Below are 21,238 nucleotides of genomic sequence, written 5' to 3' on the forward strand. Positions count from 1 at the left end.
TAGCCTATTGGCGCATAGCGTCGATGCGGCTGTTGATCTCACCCGCGACAGCCGCAGCCATTCCATCCGGTACGACGATGGTGTAATCGGACCCCGAGGTCTCAATCTTGACTGCCTCGCCTGACCGTGCCGCCACGGTGATGCGGCCATCATTGCCAAGTCGAAGCCCAATACCGCCACCGTCGGCCCAGTTATAAGTGGCCGGCTTCGCATATTTGATGGTTCGAAGCTCAATGGGGTGTTTCATCTTCAGCGGTCCACAGCCGTTAAAAACGGTAATGGAATCTGTCTTCGGGTCCGTGTCTAGTGTCATGCCGGTTTCATATGCGATGAGGAATAGCGGCGTGCACAGCAGAAAAACAATGCCGAGGCTTGGCAGGAACACTGCGAGCGCTACAGACACCACGCACCAGACTGCGAGGGTGACCTTGACCCCCTTAGAGATGGTCACACTGACATCGATGGGAGTCGGGGCTCCTTCTCGATGGGGCAACTGTGGCGATGTCGGCTCGGTGACCGTGGCGTCGGTAAGCGAGGAGTAGTCCTTGAGGCGGCGCGTCACGAGCAGGGCCGCTACTAGGCCGATGATGACGCCGGCTATTGCATAGATCCAGCCGATTCGGGCGGTCGTAGGGTCCGTCGTGCCGATCTGCGGGATGATAATCGCGAATTCAATGCCGATTAAGAAGCCGCAGAGGGCGAGGTTGGTTATTGCAATTGGCTTGCGCACGACAAGCGGCGTGCTGGTCTTTGCACCGAGCCAACCGATCTGCGCACATGCGATGACGATGATGCCCATAATCAATGTGCTTTGAATTGGCGGCATGAAACCGTTGGGAGTGCCGCTACCGCTCCAATGCGTTGCTAACTGCTCCGGTAGTCGGTCGGAAATGGCAATTACCCACAGAAGCTGTGCAATCGCCAGAACGCACGGGGCGATGATTGTTCCTCGAACAATCCAGGGGTCAAAGCGTGGAATCTGCTGCATGGAGACAATCTAGCAGTTGGGGGGGGGCTTTGTAGCAACGGTCGGCAGCGGTCGTTATTGGAGTGCTGTATCAGCGTGACGTTGTAGCGAGCGGTTGTAGCGTGCCGTCTTAGTGTGCGCGGAGTTTCGCCAGAAGATGCACCTCGTGACATTTGATAACACGCTCAACAATTCACTCGAATGTACAAGCGAAAAAGTTTTATTAAAGGGGTTGCGCAATCGAATGGGTGTGCTAAAATGGAGGCATCAAGAACAAAGTGCTTGAGCTTCTCTTCTTGGCGTTGGGCTAGTGGTATTCACTGGTTATCGACACTGAGCGGGGTTGGGGCTTTGGGGGAACAATGTCTGAAAAAGATAGTCCGGCCAAACAACCGTCCGATGTTTACCAAGCGGCTCTGCTGCCTGAAGCGCCGCAGTTTTTCCACGAGTCATCCACGAACCAGTTGGCGGTGGCGGGTATCCAACGCAATCGCCTGGAACTGGGTATAGCTTGCGGTTGCACGCCGAAGTCGCTTGAGATTGATGTGGATGCATACATTGCTGAAATCGCACCCGAGTTGGGTATTTCCCGCGGTAAGGCGCTCGAGTATGTAGAGGTCGGCATTCAGTTAGCGCGTATGCCCCGGCTGGGTGCCTTTATTAAAGCTCGAGCTCATTTGCCCTTTGCGCATCTGATCACCATTGCTCGCGCGACAGCGCCGCTCCACGATCCAGAGGTGCGTGCAGCTGTTGAAGAAGAAATTGCCCGCTTTGTCATTCCCCGAAAGCATGGCGAGGCACTCCGGGGAGTTCGCAGCCTACATAAATTCCTGCAACGGGTTATCGAAGAAATTGAACCTCAGCTTCGCCCCAAAAACCTTCCGGGTGATGTCGATCCGCTGCTTCCTGCAGGAGAACGCGAAATAGTAGGAGAGAGTATCGGTTTTGAAGAGAGCGACAACTTCGCGGAAGTTTTTATGGAGCTGGAAAAGACCCGCGCTCTCGAATTCAAAACCACCCTCGAGTCCATCTCCAGCTCAGCTGGCTGCACTCGAGTCGAAGCTTTGACACACCTCATCCGCGGCACCGCCGAGGCAAAAATCGTACTCAACCTATACTGTCCTGCCACAGAGGAGCGTCCCCGCACCGCCTGGCTTGGCGGCGTTGGCTGGATCTCGCAGTTAGCTACGCAGGCGTGGATTGATAAGGTCACGCATATTCGTATGCTTGCCGACGAAACCGCGGAGGGCTACGCCCCAACCGAAAGTCAGAGAGCCTTCGTTAAAGGTCGGGACGGAACGTGTCGCTTTCCGGGGTGTGATGTACCCGCGGAGCTCTGCGACATTGACCATATTGAGCCGTACGACAAAGAGCACCCAGAGGAGGGCGGGGCAACAGAAACGCCGAACCTCCACTGCCTCTGCCGCCGGCACCACAACATGAAAACAGCTGGTCTGTGGAATGTTGCACGTGATCGGGATGGGGTGGAACTGTGGACGTCGTCAAGCACGGGCAAAAAGGCGGTGAGCCTGGAAGACGGGCCGCTTGCCGGGCACGGGCGCTACACTTTCGACAAACGGGGACTGCGGATGACGCAGGCGCTGGCAGAATATAACGAGTATCGCCAGGAGCTGATAGAGCAATCACGGAAGCTGGTCGAGGAAGCGCGCAGGGGAGAAGACACCGATACTCCCAACCCGCAAGACCCCCAAGACTCGGAAGCTCCCCAAGACCCGCAAGACCCGCCGAACATGGAAGAGTTTGGTTTCTGACCAGGGGGTGTGTAATAATTTCCAGGTTGTCTTTATAGGCAGCTTTACCTGTTTCGGGCATGAACCGGCCGAGCGTCCCTCTGTGGGAAAGCGCCGCCAGGGTCCTCTGTCTATGCAAAAAGTAAAGGAATAAGTTTCCATGAACATTCTTGACAAGGTTGATGCAGCATACCTGCGCGACGACATTCCGGAGTTCCGCGCTGGTGACACCGTCGAGGTCGACGTAAAGATTGTCGAGGGTAAGACCGAGCGTATTCAGGTCTTCAAGGGCGTCGTTATCCGTCGTCAGGGCGGCGGCGTCCGCGAGACCTTCACCGTCCGCAAGGTATCCTTCGGTATCGCTGTTGAGCGTACCTTCCCGGTGCACTCCCCGAACATCGACGAGATTCGCGTTGTCTTCAAGGGCGACGTTCGCCGTGCGAAGCTGTACTACCTGCGCAACCTGCGCGGTAAGGCTGCACGCATCAAGGAGCGCCGCTAGTCTTTTGGCGCAAAATAATCCCCATCGAGTGTTGAGCTCGGTGGGGATTTTTCTATCGCGTATAGTCTTTTCCCATGACCGACGACGATTCTCGCGAACAGACTGACGGCCAAAAAGAAGACCGTACTGAAGGCTTGAAAGGCTTCCGGAAACTTGACGAGGAGCCTGAAAAGCACACTCCGTGGTACATCGAGATTCCAATCATTATCGTGATTGCCCTGCTCATCAGTGCTGGTGTGCAGTCCTTTATCGGCCGTGTCTACGTGATTCCATCCGAGTCGATGCAGCCGACGCTCAACGGATGTGTCGGGTGCACCGGTGACCGCATTTGGGTGGATAAGGTTTCCTACCAGTTCTCAGATCCCAAGCCCGGCGATGTTGTCGTCTTTAATGGCCCGGAGTCCTGGAATAGTAACTACGTGTCACAGCGTTCTACTAACCCGGTGGCAAACTCGCTGCAGACGGTTGGTTCCTGGATTGGCCTTGTCGCCCCTGATGAAAATGCGTTGGTCAAGCGTGTGATTGCCACGGGTGGGCAGACTGTGCAGTGTCGCCCAGGAGATCCCGGCATCATGGTTGACGGCAAGATGACAGACCAGGATTTCATTAAAACTCCAGCAGACAAGCCGGTGGTGGATAATCTTGGCTCAGAGCAGTGTGGTGGCCCGTACTTCGGGCCGGTAACAGTGCCGGAGGGGCATCTGTGGGTCATGGGTGATAACCGCACCAACTCCGCGGACTCTCGCTATCACATGGGCGACGAGCTGCAGGGTACTGTGCCACTGGATAACGTCGTCGGCAAGGTGCAGGCAATCATCCTGCCGTTTAACCGCATCGGTGGCGTCGATGATCCGGACATCCAGCACAACTAGTCAGCACAGTCTGCTCACGCCGCCGGCGCCGAAACTGCGGAGGCTGAAGCAGTCGCGCACGATAGAGGTCGCGCTGGCAAAGCGCGGCTTTGGACCTGTAGCCGGGGTCGACGAGGCTGGTCGCGGCGCCTGTGCAGGCCCGATAGTTATCGCCGCCTGCTGCCTTCCAGAACGCCCTATCGCAGAGCTGGATAAGCTCACCGATTCTAAAAAGCTCACGCCGGCCGCACGTGAACGGCTCTTTCCGCTCATCCAACGCTTCGCCACCTCTTTTTGCGTGACGACGATTCCCGCGTCCTACATCGACCAATTCGGCATTCAGGACGCGAATGTCACTGGAATGCGCCGCGCGGTAGCCGGGTTGGGACAGCGTCCTGGCTATGTGCTTACCGACGCACTCAAAGTGTCTGGCTTCACGGCACCCTATTTGCCCGTGATTGGTGGTGATTCCGCTTGCCGATGTATTGCTGCTGCGAGTGTCTTAGCCAAAGTCACCCGCGACCGCATTATGGTTGACCTATCGGAGAAGTATCCGGACTATGGTCTGGCGGGGCATAAGGGCTACGGCACGTCATCGCATATGGAAGCGATTTCACGCCATGGCGCAACCCCGGAGCATCGGTGGTCATACCGCAATGTGCGCTTGGCACACGCGGAGTATCTTGAGCACCCCGAATAGACCAACATGTACAAAAAGAGCAACATGTAAACACTCGAAGGAGCCGTCGCGGTCGTGAGCGCAGAAGATCTAGAAAACTACGAGGCCGACGTTGAACTATCCCTGTACAAGGAGTTCCGCGATGTCGTTAGTCAGTTTTCGTACGTTGTTGAGACGGAGCGCAGGTTCTACCTTGCTAATGCTGTGGAGCTGATTCCGCACAACAGCGAAAACGAGGTCTATTTCGAGCTGCGGATGTCGGATGCGTGGGTGTGGGATGTCCATCGCCCGGCTCGGTTTGTCCGCTACGTGCGCGTTATCACTTTCAAGGATGTCAATATCGAGGAACTGGATAAGCCGGACTTGCGACTGCCGTAGGTTATCGTCGCCTGTCATCACTTGTTATGGCTAGCTGCTAACAGTTATCCACAGTCGAAAAATTATCCACAGTTAGGGCCCTCTGAGCATTTATCGGAGGGCCTTTGTCATGCCCGCTGTGCAAGAGTGTTTCCGAACCGCCAAGGCGGCAAAAGTCTAGGCAGTAAACCGCCAAGGCACAATTCAACGGGGGACCAGGGGGACCAGGGCGATGACACAGAGCTTTGAAGAACTGACTACGAGACAGCTCGGCGCGTTTGGGGAAGATTTCGTCGCCGAGATGTTGGAGGACCAGGGGTGGGAAATTATTGCTCGGAATGAGCGGGTGGGGCGCTATGAGCTCGATCTTATTGCTGAAGACATCAACGGCAGGCTGCATTTTGTGGAGGTAAAAACGCGGCGCAGCTCGCGAAGTAGTCAGTTTGGGGACGGCAGAGAGTCCATCACAGCAGCCAAGCTTCGTCATTTGCGCAAGGCAGCGGCACAATGGCTGTCAGAGAGTTCTACCTACTGGTTAGAGTCCGTAGTTATCGACTGCGCAGAAGTCACAGTGTCCAGCCCTTCGTCCGGCCCTCCAGTCGTTGCAGTTACGTACATTCCCGCAATCAGCGACGCGATCATGTGGGACTGCTAGATGACTGTCGGTACAGCTCTTGCAGTCAGCCTCAGCGGCATTGAAGGAACTATTGTGCAGGTGGAAGCCGATGTTGGGCGTGGCTTGCCAGGAATGTATATCGGTGGGCTCGGCGATGCCGCCGTCGGAGAAGCCAAACATCGCGTGCGCACGGCGGTTGCTAACTCGCAGTTGCCCTGGCCGAAGACAAAAGTCGTGGTGAGTCTGTCTCCGGCGCATATCCGCAAGCACGGCACTAGCTTTGACCTCGCCATCGTCTGCGCCATCCTTATCGCAACCAGCGATGACATGGAGGCCCGAGGTCGTCTCCGCCACACGGTTCTCATTGGCGAACTTGGGCTCGACGGTTCCATTCGCCCGGTGCGTGGAGTGCTGCCGCAGGTCCTTGCCGCCCGCGAGGCAGGTGCCCGTTGGGTTGTCGTCCCCGCCGCCAACGCCGCCGAGGCCGCGCTCGTCGACGGCATCGCAGTCTGCACCGCAGCCGACCTCACACAGCTATGGGGCTGGGTACTCACCGGCTCAGGTTTGACGACCGCGCTTAACGACGACCCCAGCGAACAAGCCTTCTCGGTAGACCTGGCCGATGTCGATGGCCAACCTGAGGCCCGCTTCGCCCTCGAGGTAGCCGCAGCAGGTGGGCACAATCTGTTCATGCAGGGTTCTCCGGGAACTGGGAAGTCCATGCTCGCTGAGCGCTTGCCCACAATTCTGCCGCCATTGCAGAAGTGGCAGCAGCTGGAGGTCACCGCGCTGCATTCGGTGGCCGGAGCGCTCGATACTGCGGACACTCTTATTCAACATCCGCCGTTTGTGGCTCCACATCACAGCGCGACTGTGGCAGCGTTAGTCGGCGGCGGTGCTGTGCCCAAGCCCGGCGCGATTAGCCTTGCCCACCATGGGGTGCTCTTCTTGGACGAAATCACCCTCATGCGCCCGGCGGTATTGGATGCGTTGCGGATGCCGATGGAAAACGGGGTGGTCGTCCACCTGCGTACGCACCATCGAGTGACTTTTCCGGCGAGAACACAACTAGTCATGGCGACCAATCCCTGTCGGTGTGGGGCGGCGTATGCCAGCGAATGCACCTGTTCTAGTACCGAGCGAGCCAAGCATGGTCGCGCATTATCGGGCCCGCTACGCGATCGCATGGATCTCAACGTCACGCTCAGTCCTGCCGGGGCCAAGCTGGGAATTAAAAACAAAGCACACAATGAGCCCTCCGCGGCCGTTCGCGATCGGGTACAGGCCGCACGTGACCGTGCCCGCCATAGGTGGCAGGCCCTGGGGCTTGCCGACGAAGCAGCCGTCACCAACGCGAGTGTGCCACGCTCGCTTCTCCGTCGTCACGCGGGCTTAGACGAAGAAGCGATGGCGTTATTGGACTTCCAGTTGAGGAACGGAGAGATTACCCAGCGGGGAGTGGACAAAGTAATCGCAGTGGCGTGGACGCTCGCAGATCTCGGGGGAGTAGACGCGTTTACCTTCGAGCACGTGCAACGCGCCTGCCAGCTGCATGACCGCGAGGGCGGCTAATACAACCGAACCATTATCAAGGGGGAGAAATGGACGAAATTCACGCGTGGGCTTACCTGAATCGTGTGGTAGAGGCGACGCATCCGCAGATTGTGCGGCTCGTGACGGAGTTTGGGCCGGTAGAGGTAGCAGAGAGGATCAAGGCTCGCGCCGGGCTGCCGGAAGGTCTGCTCAATACGACGCAGGCGCGAGCCGACGTTGACCAGAGCGGCCACGATTTGGAGCTGGCGGCAGCGATGGGGTGGCGTCTTATTTATCCGGGGCACCCAGAGTGGCCGGGGGAGCTGCTGTCCTGCTTTACGACGCTCGAAGTCCGTGACCGCGCCGATGCACCACCACTTGCGCTGTGGGTGCGTGGCCGTGACTTGCGGGACGTGGTCAGTGAAGCGGTGGCGATTGTCGGAACGCGGATGGCCAGCAGCTACGGGACACAGGTGGCGGCCCAATTCGCGGGGCAGTTCGCGAATGCGGGGGTTAGTGTCATCAGTGGTGGTGCGTTGGGTATTGATGCCGCGGCGCATCGAGCTGCGCTCGACGCTGGCGGCACTACGGTTGTGGTCGGAGCCGGTGGTGTAGGGGTTGACTATCCGCGGGCGCATGCAGAACTCTTCGACGGGATTGCAGAGCGGGGTGCGCTGATTACGGAGTATCCACTGGGGGTGCGACCTGCGCGGCATCGGTTTTTGACTAGGAATCGTCTGGTAGCGGCCCTATCGCGAGCAACCACAATCGTCGAGGCGGGCTGGCGTTCAGGGGCGCGCAACACAGCGCACTGGGCAGTGAGGCTAAACAAGCCCTTGGGAGCAGTGCCGGGACCGGTGACGCTGCAAACTACCTCTGGCTGTCATGACCTAATCCGCAGTGGCGAGGCTGTCCTGGTGTGTAGTGCCGATAATGTGCGGTCGCTGTATCGGTCAGTTGGCACAGTGAATGAGGATGCTCAGCTTGAATTGTTGTGGGAAAAGTCGGCGGTGCAGAAGCTTTCTCGAAACGAGCTCGCTGTCTACGACTCTCTGAATTCTGCGGAGCCAACGCCGGTGGGAGAAGTCGCAGCGCAGGCGGGATTGGCCGTGGCGCTTACGACACATTTGTTGCTGGAGCTGCAGGGACGGGGGCTGACCAGTCGGGTGGAGGGTGGGTGGTTGCGCCAGGAACAGAAGCGTTAGTGAGGCGCTAATAAAGCCTTCTGCAGAGAATCTCGAAAAAATCTTGAATTAGGTATTGCAATTCTCTGTACGCTCAGTAATATAGGCAAGGCAAGCCTAAGTAACTGTTACGGAAACGGGCTTGTGACATGGGTGAGGCAATAGGGCAGTGGCTCTGGCGAAAGTCGGAGTCACTGCCTTTTTCCGCTGTCTGGTGAGGTCTCGCGGTGTGCATCTACTAAGGTCAGAACCGTGAAGCGCGCAACCAATAACGACGACAGGACTGAGCCGGATCTCGGGTTATCCGCCAATATTGAGGCCGTGCTCATGGATTTTCTCGATGAGCTGACTTATTCCCGCAGACTCTCTGACGCAACCGTCCGTGCCTATCGAGCCGATCTCATCCCCCTCCTCGCCGGCCTGGACCACATCAGTGAACTCTCCACCCCTGTCATCCGTGCGCACCTCGGCGCGAAGCATGCGGAGGGTGCTGCGCGGTCATCGCTGGCTCGCTTAACGACGTCCATTCGCCAGTTCTGTAGTTGGCTCGTAGCTCGGCAAATTCTCGATGCTGATCCGTCGCTGCGGCTGTCAACGCCGAAGAAACATCAGCATCTTCCGGAAGTGCTCTCGCCGGAGAGGGTTGAGGAGGCAATCGAGAAAGTCTCCTCCGAGGACAGCGCAGTTGCGGCTCGCGACTTGGCCATTGTGGAACTGTTGTATGCCACTGGGATGCGTGTAGAGGAGCTGTGCAAGGCCGACGTCTCTGATGTGGACTTTTCCCGCCACATCATCTCGGTAGTGGGTAAGGGGAACAAGCAGCGCATCGTGCCCTTCGGTGTACCAGCGGAGGCGGCACTCAAAGGCTGGCTCCAGGTGCGTGGAAGCTTTCATGCTTCCGCACAGGCCGAACATGCGCTTTTTCTCGGTGTGCGTGGAGGTAGATTGAATCCTCGTCAGGCGCGCCGAGTGATTCATAAATGGGCTGATGTTTCACCGCATTCGCTCCGGCACTCTGCGGCCACAGCCATGGTGGAAGGTGGCGCTGACTTGCGTGTGGTGCAGGAGATGCTCGGTCATTCGAGTCTGGCGACCACGCAGATTTATACCCACGTCTCAGCGGACCGCCTCCGTGAAGTACACAAGCGGGCACATCCGCGCGCTTAATCGCGCAGGGTTGTTTAATTGCGTACAGGCTTGAGCACGATTGGTCTCCGCTGTATCAAATCCAGTGGGTTGAGATAGTCTTTGCCGCGCAGTGCGCCCCAATGCAGGCCCGGTTCGGGATGTTTGGCGTTGACCACAAGATGACCAATCACCTGGCCAGCGGCCACGTGGTCTCCCTTTTCTAACGCGGTATCTATGGGCTGATAGGTTGTGCGGATGCCATCGGCGTGCATGATTGACACGGACGTCATTCCGGCGATTGAACCGGCGAAATGCACCACACCGGGAGCTGAGGCGCGGATTGGCTGACCCGGGGAGGCGTTCAGGTCTACTCCGCGATGTCCAGGCTGCCAGCGTTTTTCCGGTGGGGCGTAGTCGCGTAGTATTTTGCCGTGCACAGGGAAGGTATGCGCACTAGCGGATATTGGCTCGCCGGTAGCTGCAGGTGGGCTTGGGGGTGTTGTTAGCGCGACAGCGAGCACGAATAGCGCTAATGTGCGCATTAGCGAGCGCTTGAAACTCTGCTTGGTCGTCATGCGCGATAGTGTGGCGGACGCTGCACTCGTCGACAAGCGGCAGTGCATTGCAAACGGTTCTAGCTGTGGATGACTTTTTGTCCTGTGGATAGCAGGGCGTGTCAGATATTGCGACCTGTGCGATGTATCAGATAAGATGACGCTCGCGGTGTCTGCCTTAATGGGCGGTCATTAGCACAAAGACTACGCGCGCGACCCATTCCGGCTGGTTCACGGGTGCTCGGCAAGGATATCTGTCGGGTGTGAGGCAGCGGGGGAGCGCTAGGGCACAGGGAAAGCCTGTGCGTGAACTGTAACCACCTATATCGGATAAGAAAGGAAGGGAAGCAGCCGCAGCCCTAGTCAGGCTGGACGCGAGGATCTTCCCTGAATATGACATGGCTGTTGTATCCATGCGAGAACTGCTCGATGCAGGTGTCCACTTCGGTCACCAGACCCGTCGTTGGAACCCGAAGATGAAGCGTTTCATCTTCACCGAGCGCAATGGCATCTACATCATTGACCTGCAGCAGACCCTGACCTACATCGACGAGGCTTTCGAGTTCGTCAAGGAGACTGTCGCTCACGGTGGCAACATCCTGTTCGTCGGTACCAAGAAGCAGGCTCAGGAAGCCGTTCAGAACGAGGCAGAGCGCGTTGACATGCCATACGTCAACCACCGCTGGCTCGGCGGTATGCTGACCAACTTCGCCACCGTTTCCAAGCGCCTGGCTCGCCTGAAGGAGCTTCAGGCAATGGACGCTGCTGAGAACGGCTACGAGGGTCGCGGCAAGAAGGAAATCCTGATGCTGACCCGTGAGCGCACCAAGCTGGAGCGCACCCTGGGCGGCATTCGCGACATGTCCAAGGTTCCGTCCGCACTGTGGATTGTTGACACCAACAAGGAGCACATCGCTGTCGCCGAGGCTAAGAAGCTGGGCATTCCGGTTGTTGCCATCCTGGACACCAACTGCGACCCGGATGACGTTGACTTCCCGATCCCGGGCAACGACGACGCAATCCGCGCTGCTTCCGTGCTGACCCGCATCATCTCCACCGCTGTTGAAGAGGGCCGCAAGGCTCGCGCTGAGCGCGAGGCCAACGCTGCTCGCGAGGCAGCAGGCGACGCTCCGATCGAGTCCGCCGCTGAGAACACCGACCAGGCTGCAGAGATGGACGCCGAGGGCTCCACTGCAACTGAGACGGCATCCGCTGAGTAAAGCTGAACTTTCTAACCACCACAAGTTCTAACCACCACAAGGAGGAACGCCCAGCATGGCGAATTTCACTGCTGCTGACGTCAAGAAGCTCCGTGAGCTGACCGGCTCCGGCATGAAGGCTTGTAAGGACGCACTCGTCGAGACCGACGGCGATTTCGACAAGGCTGTCGAGATCCTGCGTATTAAGGGCGCAAAGGACGTCGGCAAGCGTGCAGAGCGCACCGCCGCCGAGGGCCTGATCGCTGTTTCTGGTAACACCATGGTCGAGGTCAACTCCGAGACCGACTTCGTTGCCAAGAACCAGGAGTTCATCGACTTCGCCAACAAGGTCGCCGACGCTGCCGCAGCAGTCAAGGCAAACTCCCCGGAAGAGCTCGCAGCAGCTGACCTCGACGGTCAGACCGCAGCTGACGCTACCCAGGAGCTCTCCGCAAAGATCGGTGAGAAGCTGGAGCTGCGTCGCGCCGCTACTCTCGAGGGCGACAACATCGCTGTCTACCTGCACCGCCGTGCAGCAGACCTGCCGGCAGCTGTCGGAGTTCTGGTTGCTTACACCGGTGAGGGCGAGGGTGCTGCAGAGACTGCTCACGCAGCAGCTATGCAGGTTGCCGCTCTGAAGGCTCAGTACCTGTCCCGCGAGGATGTCCCGGCCGACCGCGTCGAGGCAGAGCGCGCTGTCTACGAGAAGATCACCCGCGAAGAGGGCAAGCCGGAGCAGGCTATCGCCAAGATCGTCGAGGGTCGTCTGAACGGCTTCTACAAGGACGTTGTTCTGCTGGAGCAGCCGTCTGTCGCCGACAGCAAGAAGACCGTTAAGCAGCTCATGGAAGAGGCTGGCGTTACCCTGACCGGTTTCGTTCGCTTCGAGGTTGGCCAGCACTAATTCGCTGTAATTTGTGCATAAGCCTCTAGCTGTGAGCTAGTTTAAATGCCCCGCTCGGGAACCCGGGCGGGGTATTTTGCTGTCCTGTAGCCGATAATGCGGAGCGTCAAGTGTGCCTTGCTGTCGTGACCGGGTAGACTCGTCTGCGACTTTTTAAACGGTGTGAGAAAGGTGCATGGTCATGGCAGAATCTGTCGAGCGCAATGGCTTCAAACGTGTGATGCTCAAGCTCGGTGGTGAGATGTTCGGTGGCGGCAAGGTTGGCGTTGACCCGGACGTGGTGCAAAACGTTGCCCGACAGATTGCGGAAGTTTCCCGAAAGGGCGTCGAGGTCTGTGTCGTCATCGGCGGAGGTAACTTCTTCCGTGGCGCACAGCTTCAGCAGCGCGGCATGGACCGCGCACGCTCTGACTACATGGGCATGCTGGGCACGGTCATGAACTGCCTGGCTCTGCAGGACTTCCTCGAGCAGGAGGGCGTGGACTGCCGCGTTCAAACTGCAATCAACATGGCACAGGTCTCGGAGCCGTACCTGCCGTTGCGTGCTAAGCGCCACCTGGAGAAGGGCCGCGTGGTCATCTTTGGTGCAGGTATGGGGATGCCGTACTTCTCCACCGACACCACCGCCGCCCAGCGCGCCCTGGAGATCGGCTGCGAGGTGCTGCTGATGGCAAAGGCCGTTGACGGTGTCTACTCGGCCGACCCACGTGAGGTGCCGGACGCAGAGCTGTTCGATGACATCACCCACCGTGAGGTTCTGGAACGGGACCTGCGCGTTGCTGATGCCACCGCCTTCTCCCTGTGCATGGACAACAACATGCCGATTCTCGTGTTTAATCTGCTTACCGACGGAAACATTGCGCGCGCGGTAGCCGGTGAGCAAATCGGTACTCTCGTCCACAGCTGATAAATTTGTTCGTAATACGTTCTTTCCACAGAGCGCTCTAGAACTATCTAGAACCCGCGTAGAAACCCGAGGTTAAAAACACAATGATTGATGAAGTCCTGCTTGACTGTGAAGAAAAGTACGGTAGCTCCGTAGAACACTGCCGCGAGGAGCTGACCCACATTCGCACTGGCCGTGCGAACCCGGCGATGTTCAACGGCGTTATTGCGGAGTACTACGGTGTTCCGACTCCGATTACCCAGATGGCTACCATTTCGGTTCCAGAGCCGCGCATGCTGCTGATTAAGCCGTATGAGCTGAGCGTCATGGGCGACATCGAAAACGCGATTCGCAACTCCGACCTGGGTGTGAACCCGACTAATGATGGCCAGGTCCTGCGCGTAACTATCCCGCAGCTGACCGAGGAGCGTCGTCGTGAGATGGTTAAGGTCGCACGTTCGAAGGGCGAAGACGCCAAGATCGCGATTCGCAATGTCCGTCGTAAGGGCATGGAAACTCTGAAGAAGATTCAGAAGGACGGCGATGCTGGCGAGGACGAGGTGCAGGCAGGCGAAAAGGAGCTGGACCAGGTCACCAAGAACTACGTCGAGCAGGTGGACTCCTTGGTTGAACGCAAGGAAGCGGAATTGATGGAGGTTTAGGCCTTCATATTCAACCGGGAGAGGGGATTTGAGGCGCCAATGCCAACGTCGAAGCCAGCGTCCAATAAGGAACGTGTTCTAGACGAGCTACGGCTTATTAAGCCGCGTAACTCGGCAGGTCGGAACCTGCCGGTTGCAATTACGGTGGGCGTAGCACTTGGTGCAGTCGTCATCATCGGCTTGCTGCTGGGGGCGCTCGCCTGGACCGTTCTGGTCGCCGCGGCGGTTGGCCTTGCAACCTGGGAGGTCTGCGAGCGGCTCCGCGAGTCCGATTGGCAGGTCCCTCGCCCGGTTCTGATTTTCGGCGGACAGCTGATGGTGTGGCTGTCCGCCTACTGGGGGATTGACGGTCTGGTCATGGGCCTGACTGTTACCCTGATGCTTTTACTAGTCACCCGTCTGTTTTTGCACGGGATGGCTGAAGCACCACGGAACTGGCTGCGGGATGTCGCAGTCGGAGTTTTCGTGGTGATGTGGATTCCGTTCTTTGCGGCGCTAGCTGTGCAGCTGGTGCACATGGACAATCCCTGGGAAGTCGATCCCCGTCTGGTCATTGTGACCTTCATGATCGGGGTGATTTCCAATGACGTCGGAGGCTATGCCGCCGGTGTCATGTTCGGAAAGCATCCGATGGCTCCGAAGGTAAGCCCTAAAAAATCCTGGGAAGGGTTCGGCGGCTCTCTCGTACTCGCCACTATTACTGGAGCGCTCTGTGCAATCTTTATGTTGCACGCGCCGTGGTGGCAGGGCATCGTGCTGGGCATTGCCTTGGTTATCTCCGCCACGCTTGGTGACCTGATGGAGTCCCAGTTCAAACGCGATCTGGGGATTAAGGATATGTCCTCGATATTGCCGGGCCACGGCGGTCTGATGGACCGCCTGGATGGCATGCTGCCATCAGCCGCGATGACGTGGCTGATATTGCAGCTTTTCAGCCTGGTTTAATTTGGCTGGTTCAGTCGGGCTTTAGTTGTCGCCCTTACGAATCTGGCGGCGCAGATCAAACATTCGCCAGCCACCGATTAGCGCAGTGATGAGGGCGCCGAGGATAGCAGCGAACAGCATTCCGACACCGACCGGGAAGTTCCAGGCCCAGCCGAACAGGTTTAGTGTGGTCTCCTGCTGATTCTGCAGAATGAATACAAGCAATACGATCAGCAAAACTGCACTGATGACCAGGCCAACCCACATCGAGCCCGCGGTAGTCTTTTTCACCTTGCGCCGGCCAGGAGCGGGCGCTGGCTCCGGTGTGGAGTCCTTCTCTGCGGGCGCGTCAACGACTGGCTCTGGAAGGTTGTCCTGCTCTGGTGCAGGAGCCACTGAATCATTTGGAGAGTACGACGGAGTATCGTCGAAAAGCGGACTGTCGTTATTCGGTTGATTAGCGTTAGTCATACCTATCATTCAACACGTTTTGGCAGGTATGTACCACTTGTAAAGGTCCACTTAGTTGCGGCTGCCTAGTCGCTCATTAGGCCAAAACCGTCATTACATGCGAAAATGGGTGCCATCATGGCATCTTCACTTCCAATCGTTCTTAAAGCTCCACGTCGCGGCATGCCCGCGACCCATTTTGCGGACCTCGATGTTGAGGAACGGAAGGCTGCGGTCAAGGAACTGGGCCTGCCGGCCTTCCGCGCCGATCAGATTGCCCGGCACTATTACGGTCGGCTTGAGGCTGACCCTATGACGATGACTGATCTGCCGGAAGCAGACCGTCAAAAGGTCAAAGACAGTCTCTTCCCACCTTTGTTGACTCCCGTTCGCCACATCACCTGTGACGACGGCGAAACCCGTAAGACGCTGTGGCGTGCAGGTGACGGTACGCTGCTGGAATCCGTGCTGATGAAGTACCCGGGGCGTGCGACCCTCTGTATTTCCTCACAGGCCGGCTGCGGTATGGCATGCCCATTCTGTGCGACGGGTCAGGGCGGTCTGCAGCGTAATCTCTCCACCGCGGAGATTGTCGACCAAGTTCGTGAGGCCGCTGCCACGATGGCAGCCGAGGGCGGTCGCCTGACCAACATCGTATTCATGGGCATGGGTGAGCCGCTCGCGAACTACAACCGCGTTCTCGCCGCCGTCCATCGCATCACGCGACCGTCGCCGGAGGGATTCGGCATCTCGATGCGCAATGTCACCGTCTCTACAGTCGGTTTCGCGCCGAACATCCGACGGCTTGCCGACGAGGACCTGTCAGTAACCCTCGCGGTGTCTCTGCACACTCCAGATGACGAGCTTCGCGATGAGCTGGTACCGATCAACAATCGCTTTACAGTAGCTGAGGTGCTTGATGCAGCTCGCTACTACGCAGACAAGACAGGCCGTCGCGTATCTATTGAGTACGCTTTGATTCGCGATATTAACGACCAGGATTGGCGTGCAGACTTGTTGGGTAAGAAGCTCCACAATGCTCTGGGCTCACGTGTCCACGTCAACCTGATTCCGCTCAACCCGACTCCGGGGTCGAAGTGGGACGCCTCCCCGAAGAAGCAGCAGGAGGAGTTCGTCCGCCGCGTACAGGCGCAGGGGGTACCGTGCACGGTCCGCGATACCCGTGGCAACGAGATTGCGGCAGCGTGTGGTCAGCTGGCGGCCGAAGAGGTTTAGCCGACAAATAGCAAAAGATCCGCACCGAATTCGGTGCGGATCTTTTTGTGCGCTGTAGCGCTATAGAGCTGTTGCTATAGAGCTGTTAGGCCAGACTTTCTGCAAAAGTGGCTAACTTTACTGGTTCTGGCCTTCCGGCAGACGGTTCCAGGAGCGCAGCTGAGAGTCGGTCAGGTTAGCGTAGACGCCAGTGCCGTTAACCTGGTCGCGTGCCCACTCCGGCTCAATGTGGCCTTCCGGCTTGTTGTGACCGGTAACGGTGCGGACCTGAGAAGCCTGCGGGGCGAACAACTGCAGCAGCAGGCCAATAGCGATCAGGGCGGCGATGACGACCAGCCACCAGTTCTCGACGTTGCCCTTGTGGTTACCAATGGTCATGCCCAGCAGGAAGATCACGGAAATCCAGCCGGCCTTCTGCATAGCGCTCTTGCTAATGCCGTGCCAGCCCCACTTCGCCGACGGCTCGTCGAGGGTGCTGACGCCGCGGTAAATCTCTTCCTTTGGCTCGTGGTTGCTCACTTGAAAGTCCTCCTGTTAACACTTTCGGCGAATTGCACTCTATATGCACTTCAGTCTATCTGCGGTTTTGCTGAAAGCGACTGAGCGCATTTTCAGACAATCTTGAGTATCGGGTGTAAGGATACCTTAGAACTTGCTGAAATTGGGACTCAGCCCGGCCGGAAACTGTTCGCCGGTGTGCTCGTTTGCCCAAAGTGGGGGTAGGGTGAGCACTCGTGACATTTCTTCTTGGAGTTTTACTCTTCGCAATCGGCATCGCGGTGACAATCGCTCTTCACGAATGGGGCCATCTCACCGCAGCTCGCCTGTGTGGAATGCGAGTGCGTCGATACTTCATTGGCTTCGGCCCAACGCTGTTTTCCTTCAAGCGGCATCACGCTGCGGCAGGTGGGCATGACACCGAGTATGGAATAAAGGCAATTCCCTTTGGCGGATTCTGCGACATCGCAGGCATGACAGCAATGGATCCCATCGCTCCTGCCGAAGAACCCTACGCCATGTACAAGAAGCCGTGGTGGCAGCGCATTATCGTGATGCTCGGTGGGGTGGCAATGAACCTCATCGTTGGATTCATCATTCTTTACTTCATTGCCGTGACGTGGGGTTTGCCCAACATGGGTAAGGAAATGGCGCCACGCATTCAGGCGGTGCAGTGCGTCTCGCCGGCACAGCGTGCCGACGGCACGCTGGAGCCCTGCACTGGTTCCGGTCCTGCAGAGCGCGCAGGGCTACGTGCCGGAGATGTGATTGAGAAGATCAATGGCACCAAGATCACGTCCTACCCCGAGGCTGTGTCTCTCATCGGTAGCTCTGCAGGTGGCGACATCAAAATGACCATCGACCGCAATGGCAGCACCCAGACGGTCACGGTCACCCCGGAAGTCGTCAAGCACAAGACTAACGACGGGCAGGACATCGACCAGCCAGCAATTGGTATCGCCTTCCAGCGACCAGAGACCATCCTTCACGAGTACAACGCAGTGACTGCCATCGGCGGTGCGGCCAGCTTCACAGGCAGCCTTTTCGGGGCGGTTTGGAACGGGCTGCTCTCCATCCCGGAGAAGGTTCCCGGCGTGGTCGCCTCTATCTTTGGTGCTCAGCGTGACCCGGCCAGCCCAATGAGTGTGGTCGGCGCGTCGCGTGCCGGTGGTGAATTGGTGGAGATGAACCAGTGGCCTTCATTCTTCCTGTTGCTGGCCAACCTCAATTATTTCCTGGCCGTGTTCAACCTCGTGCCGTTGCCGCCACTCGACGGTGGCCACATCGCCGTGGTTATTTATGAGCGCATCCGCGACCTGATTCGCAAGGCGTTCGGTAAGCCTGCGCTTGGGCCTGCCGATTACACCAAACTCATGCCAATTACTATGGCCTTTACCGCAGTCTTGCTGGTCTTCGGCGTTCTGGTTATGGCTGCTGACGTGGTCAATCCAATTGTACTGAACCGCTGATAGCAGGTTGCGGCGCGCCAGCGTCGTCGTAAAGCAAAGCGGTGCTAACGTCAGCCCACATGGAACAAACTTCGCGCCGCAAGCCCCTGCTTCGCAGTATCTCGGCTGTGGCAATCACGGGTCTGGTGTTGTCATCCGCCGCGTGTACGCCGCGGCCTGACACCGGGCGCGAGGTGCTTGAGGAATTCCTGGGGGCGCTGGCGGGAGGGGATGTCGCTAAGGCGGCGGCGCTGACCGATCATCCGGATTCCGCTGAAGGAGATTTGAAAGCGGCCACCGACGGCCTCCAGCCGGAGGGGCTTGAGTATGAAATTGCGGGTATCGATTCCAGTTCGAATCAGTCCTCTGCCGAAGTTGCCATGAATTGGCAGTTACCGCACCAGCGACGCTGGGGATATGACACGACTTTTACGCTGACTAAGACTGAGGCTGGGCAACGGGATTGGGCGTTGCGCTGGTCGCCAGCATCCCTGCATCCACAGCTGGGGCGTAATCAGCACCCAGAATTGCGCACTATCGCAGCTCCACGTCCGTCTGTGGTTGGTTCGGACGGTGCGGCCTTGCTTGAGCCGGGGACTGTGCACCGGGTAATTCTCAATCGTGATGGGGCGGAGAATGTGCAGTCGTCGATTAATCGGGCGGCGACGGTCATCAATAATGAAATGCCGGAAGATGGTCCGAAGCTTGACGCGCGCGCTATAGGGGAGCAGGCAGCTGGTGGGAAGGGTAACTTTTCACTGATTGTGCTGCCGGCATCCACGCCGCAGCGAGTCAAGGATGAGCTCGCGGACATTGACGGAATTTCTGTTAACGATGAAGCAGCGATGGTGCGACCCGACCCGGGGTTTGCGCCTGATTTGATGAGCCGTGTGGAAAGGCTAGTGGACACTGGTGATCACGGTGCCGATGGCTGGAAGATCGTGGCGGCCAACGAGGGCGGAGCAGTCGTCGGCACGCTCTATGAGGTGTCTCCGGATGTAGCCCCGGCGGTGCAGGCATCGATTAGTAAAAAGGTGCAGGACGCAGCGCAGAAGGCAGTCGATACGCGGCAAGATGCGAAGGCAATGCTGGTGGCTGTGCAGCCGTCTACGGGCAAGATTCTGGCGGTAGCCCAGACGGCGGAAGCAGACAAGGACGGTGACCTTGCGCTGATGGGACAGTTCCCGCCGGGATCGACGTACAAGATTGTCACTGCCGCTGCAGGTGTGCAGCACGAGGGACTAAATGCGGGATCGACTGTGCCGTGCCCAGGTTCGATGGAAATCGGTCCGCGAATTGTCACCAACTACAACGGAAGTGGTGTCGGGGATACCTCGCTGAGCGATGCCTTCGCGCGGTCTTGCAACACCACGTTCGGCAACATCTCCCACAAGTTGGAACCAGGGCAGTTCAAGGAGGAGTCCAAGAACTTCGGCATCGGAATCAACTATCACATCGCGGGCCTCGACACTATTACCGGCAGCGTGTCTGACGGTAGTGATGAAGTCGAGCGTATCGATGCGGGCTATGGACAGGGCAATGACTTGGCCAGCCCGTTTGGCATGGCGCTGGTTTCCGCGACGGTGGCGGCCGGGCGCACTCCGACGCCGTCACTCGTGCCAAGCGCGGGAACGTGGCAGTCGCAGACGTCGAAGCCACTTCCACCTGAGGTTTTGAACGAGGTTCGCTCACTCATGCGGGCGGTGGTGACCTCCGGTACCGGTTCGGCCATTGCCGGACGCGGTGAGGTCTACGCCAAGACCGGTGAGGCCGAGTATGGAGGTGGCTCGCACGCTTGGTTCACTGGCTATCGAGATGACTTGGCCTTCGCCACGCTCATCGTCGGCGGTGGTGGATCCGAACATGCGGTGGCGATTACCGATGCCTTCTTCGCCAATATGGATGAAGGTTCAGGAGACGAGGGCTAGAGCATTTCTGGCTTCGAAACCGGCACAGGCCGAAAGGCTAATCCGGGGGTAGGGGTAGAGTATGTTCCATGACTCAGCGTTCTCCACTTACTCAGCAAAAGTCCACGCCAATTCGCACTGTTCCGGCACATATTGAACGGCCGGAGTACGCCTGGAAGGACGAGGTTCAGGAAGGCGTCGGCGAGCCGCTGGTACAGACTCCGGAAGATATTGAAAATATGCGAGAGGTCTCTCGCATTGCTGCCAACGCGTTGGTGGAGGCCGGCAAGGCCGTAACTCCGGGCGTGACCACGGATGAGATTGACCGGGTGGTGCACGAGTACCTGTTGGATCACGACACCTACCCGTCCACGCTGGGGTACCGCGGTTTCGAGAAGTCGTGCTGTGTGTCTCTCAATGAGATTGTCTGCCACGGTATTCCGGACACTCAGGTTATTGAAGACGGCGATATCGTCAATGTCGACGTCACCGGATACAAGAACGGCGTCCACGGTGACACCAACGCGACTTTCCTCGCGGGCAATGTCTCGGAGGAGCACCTCCAGCTAGTGGAGCGCACTTACAACGCCACCATGCGCGGCATTAAGGTCATCAAGCCGGGCCGTGAGATTAATGTCATCGGCCGCGTAATCGAGTCTTACGCTAAGCGTTTTGGATACAACACCGTTCGGGACTTCACCGGTCACGGTGTCGGTACCACGTTCCACAATGGTTTAATCGTTCTCCACTACGATGAGCCGAGCCAGGACACCATTTTCGAGCCGGGCATGACCTTGACTGTTGAGCCGATGATTAACCTTGGTGAGCTGCCGTACCACATCTGGGATAATGGCTGGACTGTGCAGAATGATGACTTCAAGTTCACCGCCCAGTTCGAGCACACGGTGCTGGTGACCTCCGACGGCTATGAAATCCTCACTCTGCCGGATGAGCAGAACGTGCCAGGTCAGTTCCAAACTGGTTGGAAGCCCGAGGCCTAAC

Annotated in this window: 22 protein-coding genes; 18 read left to right on the top strand and 4 right to left on the bottom strand. The window is 58.0% G+C overall.

Annotated elements, in window-relative coordinates:
* Positions 1 to 4 precede the first annotated feature (4 nt).
* Entirely contained in the window at positions 5 to 988 is a 984-nt protein-coding gene (locus HMPREF2878_RS04890; RefSeq protein ID WP_070652938.1) for a DUF1648 domain-containing protein, read from the bottom strand.
* A gap of 341 nt (positions 989 to 1,329) precedes the next feature.
* Between HMPREF2878_RS04890 and HMPREF2878_RS04895 the strand changes: the two genes are divergently transcribed.
* From HMPREF2878_RS04895 to HMPREF2878_RS04935, 9 genes are all read left to right on the top strand, one after another.
* Positions 1,330 to 2,739, top strand: a complete 1,410-nt coding sequence (locus HMPREF2878_RS04895) for an HNH endonuclease signature motif containing protein (protein ID WP_049170763.1) — start codon at positions 1,330 to 1,332, stop codon at positions 2,737 to 2,739.
* A gap of 139 nt (positions 2,740 to 2,878) precedes the next feature.
* The gene (rplS, locus tag HMPREF2878_RS04900; protein ID WP_048761860.1) at positions 2,879 to 3,220 is read left to right on the top strand and encodes a 50S ribosomal protein L19; all 342 of its coding nucleotides are present in this window, start codon (positions 2,879 to 2,881) and stop codon (positions 3,218 to 3,220) included.
* Between the two features lie 74 nt (positions 3,221 to 3,294).
* Positions 3,295 to 4,092 (top strand): signal peptidase I, encoded by a 798-nt coding sequence (gene lepB / locus HMPREF2878_RS04905; RefSeq protein ID WP_048735525.1) that lies wholly within the window; start codon positions 3,295 to 3,297, stop codon positions 4,090 to 4,092.
* Complete coding sequence (locus HMPREF2878_RS04910) at positions 4,067 to 4,771, top strand: ribonuclease HII (RefSeq protein ID WP_224783775.1); 705 nt, start codon at positions 4,067 to 4,069, stop codon at positions 4,769 to 4,771. Before lepB ends, HMPREF2878_RS04910 begins: the two co-directional genes overlap by 26 nt.
* Positions 4,772 to 4,825: 54 nt before the next feature.
* Positions 4,826 to 5,128, top strand: a complete 303-nt coding sequence (locus tag HMPREF2878_RS04915; protein WP_005509529.1) for a DUF2469 domain-containing protein — start codon at positions 4,826 to 4,828, stop codon at positions 5,126 to 5,128.
* Positions 5,129 to 5,339: 211 nt separating this feature from the next.
* Positions 5,340 to 5,762, top strand: a complete 423-nt coding sequence (locus HMPREF2878_RS04920) for a YraN family protein (RefSeq protein WP_070652939.1) — start codon at positions 5,340 to 5,342, stop codon at positions 5,760 to 5,762.
* The gene (locus HMPREF2878_RS04925) at positions 5,763 to 7,295 is read left to right on the top strand and encodes a YifB family Mg chelatase-like AAA ATPase (protein WP_049194022.1); all 1,533 of its coding nucleotides are present in this window, start codon (positions 5,763 to 5,765) and stop codon (positions 7,293 to 7,295) included.
* A gap of 29 nt (positions 7,296 to 7,324) precedes the next feature.
* A complete protein-coding gene (dprA, locus tag HMPREF2878_RS04930) occupies positions 7,325 to 8,461 on the top strand; it encodes a DNA-processing protein DprA (protein WP_070652940.1) in 1,137 nt (378 codons plus the stop codon).
* 291 nt (positions 8,462 to 8,752) lie between these two features.
* The gene (locus HMPREF2878_RS04935; RefSeq protein WP_070652971.1) at positions 8,753 to 9,607 is read left to right on the top strand and encodes a tyrosine recombinase XerC; all 855 of its coding nucleotides are present in this window, start codon (positions 8,753 to 8,755) and stop codon (positions 9,605 to 9,607) included.
* A gap of 14 nt (positions 9,608 to 9,621) precedes the next feature.
* On the opposite strand, the gene HMPREF2878_RS04940 is transcribed toward HMPREF2878_RS04935, so the two are convergent.
* A complete protein-coding gene (locus HMPREF2878_RS04940) occupies positions 9,622 to 10,143 on the bottom strand; it encodes a murein hydrolase activator EnvC family protein (RefSeq protein ID WP_065421708.1) in 522 nt (173 codons plus the stop codon).
* A 377-nt stretch (positions 10,144 to 10,520) separates the two neighbouring features.
* Between HMPREF2878_RS04940 and rpsB the strand changes: the two genes are divergently transcribed.
* The 5 genes from rpsB (at position 10,521) to HMPREF2878_RS04965 (ending at position 14,718) form a co-directional block, all read left to right on the top strand.
* Positions 10,521 to 11,342, top strand: coding sequence for a 30S ribosomal protein S2 (gene rpsB, locus HMPREF2878_RS04945; protein WP_040360682.1), 822 nt, complete (start codon positions 10,521 to 10,523; stop codon positions 11,340 to 11,342).
* Between the two features lie 55 nt (positions 11,343 to 11,397).
* Positions 11,398 to 12,225 carry a translation elongation factor Ts gene (tsf, locus tag HMPREF2878_RS04950; protein WP_049170780.1) on the top strand — a complete coding sequence of 276 codons (828 nt, stop codon included), beginning with the start codon at positions 11,398 to 11,400 and terminating at the stop codon, positions 12,223 to 12,225.
* A 181-nt stretch (positions 12,226 to 12,406) separates the two neighbouring features.
* Entirely contained in the window at positions 12,407 to 13,132 is a 726-nt protein-coding gene (pyrH, locus tag HMPREF2878_RS04955) for a UMP kinase (protein WP_005509726.1), read from the top strand.
* 83 nt (positions 13,133 to 13,215) lie between these two features.
* The gene (gene frr, locus HMPREF2878_RS04960; RefSeq protein WP_038628675.1) at positions 13,216 to 13,773 is read left to right on the top strand and encodes a ribosome recycling factor; all 558 of its coding nucleotides are present in this window, start codon (positions 13,216 to 13,218) and stop codon (positions 13,771 to 13,773) included.
* Between the two features lie 39 nt (positions 13,774 to 13,812).
* Complete coding sequence (locus HMPREF2878_RS04965; RefSeq protein WP_049170784.1) at positions 13,813 to 14,718, top strand: phosphatidate cytidylyltransferase; 906 nt, start codon at positions 13,813 to 13,815, stop codon at positions 14,716 to 14,718.
* Positions 14,719 to 14,739: 21 nt separating this feature from the next.
* Here the strand turns inward: HMPREF2878_RS04965 and HMPREF2878_RS04970 are convergent, their stop codons facing one another.
* Positions 14,740 to 15,168, bottom strand: coding sequence for a lipopolysaccharide assembly protein LapA domain-containing protein (locus HMPREF2878_RS04970; RefSeq protein WP_065421645.1), 429 nt, complete (start codon positions 15,166 to 15,168; stop codon positions 14,740 to 14,742).
* A gap of 117 nt (positions 15,169 to 15,285) precedes the next feature.
* On the opposite strand from HMPREF2878_RS04970, the gene rlmN reads away from it, so the two are divergent.
* A complete protein-coding gene (gene rlmN / locus HMPREF2878_RS04975; protein ID WP_049189669.1) occupies positions 15,286 to 16,383 on the top strand; it encodes a dual-specificity RNA methyltransferase RlmN in 1,098 nt (365 codons plus the stop codon).
* Positions 16,384 to 16,500: 117 nt separating this feature from the next.
* Here rlmN and HMPREF2878_RS04980 read toward each other — a convergent pair whose 3' ends face one another.
* Entirely contained in the window at positions 16,501 to 16,902 is a 402-nt protein-coding gene (locus HMPREF2878_RS04980) for a DUF2631 domain-containing protein (protein WP_070652941.1), read from the bottom strand.
* Between the two features lie 215 nt (positions 16,903 to 17,117).
* Here HMPREF2878_RS04980 and HMPREF2878_RS04985 point away from each other — a divergent pair, with 215 nt between their 5' ends.
* The 3 genes from HMPREF2878_RS04985 to map all read left to right on the top strand — a co-directional run bounded on the left by HMPREF2878_RS04985 (position 17,118) and on the right by map (position 21,237).
* Positions 17,118 to 18,350: a M50 family metallopeptidase gene (locus tag HMPREF2878_RS04985; RefSeq protein ID WP_070652942.1), complete on the top strand. Its 1,233-nt coding sequence runs from the start codon at positions 17,118 to 17,120 to the stop codon at positions 18,348 to 18,350.
* 59 nt (positions 18,351 to 18,409) lie between these two features.
* On the top strand, positions 18,410 to 20,257 hold the full coding sequence (locus HMPREF2878_RS04990; protein WP_070652943.1) for a penicillin-binding transpeptidase domain-containing protein: 1,848 nt from the start codon (positions 18,410 to 18,412) through the stop codon (positions 20,255 to 20,257).
* 68 nt (positions 20,258 to 20,325) lie between these two features.
* Complete coding sequence (gene map / locus HMPREF2878_RS04995; RefSeq protein ID WP_049189666.1) at positions 20,326 to 21,237, top strand: type I methionyl aminopeptidase; 912 nt, start codon at positions 20,326 to 20,328, stop codon at positions 21,235 to 21,237.
* Position 21,238: the final 1 nt, after the last annotated feature.

The organism is Corynebacterium sp. HMSC065H09 (assembly GCF_001812845.1).
GTDB classification, from domain to species: domain Bacteria; phylum Actinomycetota; class Actinomycetes; order Mycobacteriales; family Mycobacteriaceae; genus Corynebacterium; species Corynebacterium jeikeium_D.

What these genes read in the sequence shown, in the direction of transcription:
- HMPREF2878_RS04890 (WP_070652938.1), bottom strand. Translation starts at nt 988, where the DNA reads ATGCAGCAGATTCCACGCTTTGACCCCTGGATTGTTCGAGGAACAATC.
- HMPREF2878_RS04895 (WP_049170763.1), top strand. Translation starts at nt 1,330, where the DNA reads ATGTCTGAAAAAGATAGTCCGGCCAAACAACCGTCCGATGTTTACCAA.
- rplS (WP_048761860.1), top strand. Translation starts at nt 2,879, where the DNA reads ATGAACATTCTTGACAAGGTTGATGCAGCATACCTGCGCGACGACATT.
- lepB (WP_048735525.1), top strand. Translation starts at nt 3,295, where the DNA reads ATGACCGACGACGATTCTCGCGAACAGACTGACGGCCAAAAAGAAGAC.
- HMPREF2878_RS04910 (WP_224783775.1), top strand. Translation starts at nt 4,067, where the DNA reads ATGATCCGGACATCCAGCACAACTAGTCAGCACAGTCTGCTCACGCCG.
- HMPREF2878_RS04920 (WP_070652939.1), top strand. Translation starts at nt 5,340, where the DNA reads ATGACACAGAGCTTTGAAGAACTGACTACGAGACAGCTCGGCGCGTTT.
- HMPREF2878_RS04925 (WP_049194022.1), top strand. Translation starts at nt 5,763, where the DNA reads ATGACTGTCGGTACAGCTCTTGCAGTCAGCCTCAGCGGCATTGAAGGA.
- dprA (WP_070652940.1), top strand. Translation starts at nt 7,325, where the DNA reads ATGGACGAAATTCACGCGTGGGCTTACCTGAATCGTGTGGTAGAGGCG.
- HMPREF2878_RS04940 (WP_065421708.1), bottom strand. Translation starts at nt 10,143, where the DNA reads ATGACGACCAAGCAGAGTTTCAAGCGCTCGCTAATGCGCACATTAGCG.
- rpsB (WP_040360682.1), top strand. Translation starts at nt 10,521, where the DNA reads ATGGCTGTTGTATCCATGCGAGAACTGCTCGATGCAGGTGTCCACTTC.
- tsf (WP_049170780.1), top strand. Translation starts at nt 11,398, where the DNA reads ATGGCGAATTTCACTGCTGCTGACGTCAAGAAGCTCCGTGAGCTGACC.
- pyrH (WP_005509726.1), top strand. Translation starts at nt 12,407, where the DNA reads ATGGCAGAATCTGTCGAGCGCAATGGCTTCAAACGTGTGATGCTCAAG.
- frr (WP_038628675.1), top strand. Translation starts at nt 13,216, where the DNA reads ATGATTGATGAAGTCCTGCTTGACTGTGAAGAAAAGTACGGTAGCTCC.
- HMPREF2878_RS04965 (WP_049170784.1), top strand. Translation starts at nt 13,813, where the DNA reads ATGCCAACGTCGAAGCCAGCGTCCAATAAGGAACGTGTTCTAGACGAG.
- HMPREF2878_RS04970 (WP_065421645.1), bottom strand. Translation starts at nt 15,168, where the DNA reads ATGACTAACGCTAATCAACCGAATAACGACAGTCCGCTTTTCGACGAT.
- rlmN (WP_049189669.1), top strand. Translation starts at nt 15,286, where the DNA reads ATGGCATCTTCACTTCCAATCGTTCTTAAAGCTCCACGTCGCGGCATG.
- HMPREF2878_RS04990 (WP_070652943.1), top strand. Translation starts at nt 18,410, where the DNA reads ATGGAACAAACTTCGCGCCGCAAGCCCCTGCTTCGCAGTATCTCGGCT.
- map (WP_049189666.1), top strand. Translation starts at nt 20,326, where the DNA reads ATGACTCAGCGTTCTCCACTTACTCAGCAAAAGTCCACGCCAATTCGC.